This is a genomic window from Soonwooa sp. T0.1_25 (assembly GCF_057652215.1).
The window spans coordinates 1-239 of record NZ_JBYFBZ010000115.1 but is presented as its reverse complement, the minus strand read 5'-3'; the positions used below and the strand labels follow the sequence as shown (position 1 = coordinate 239).

General features: G+C 39.3%; 1 pseudogene. It reads right to left on the bottom strand.

The features are described from left to right. Nucleotides 1-8: 8 nt before the first annotated feature. Nucleotides 9-224, bottom strand: a pseudogene (locus AC23MB_RS14535) (S-adenosylmethionine:tRNA ribosyltransferase-isomerase); the annotation flags it as partial. Nucleotides 225-239 lie beyond the last annotated feature (15 nt).

Here is a 239-nt window from a genome sequence, read left to right as displayed (position 1 = left end):
TCCACTTAGATTGTATTTAATGTTCCTAAACCAACATGCAACGTGATTTCTGCAAAGTCAACTCCTTTTATCTCAAGACGTTTCATCAGATGTTTTGAGAAATGCAGTCCTGCAGTGGGTGCTGCAACCGCACCTTCAACTTTGGCTTAGATTGTTTGGTAAAGTTCTGCATCTTCTGGTTCAACTTCTCTTTTAATATATTATGGAAGTGGCGTCTCTCCAAGTTAGTTCAACTTAGC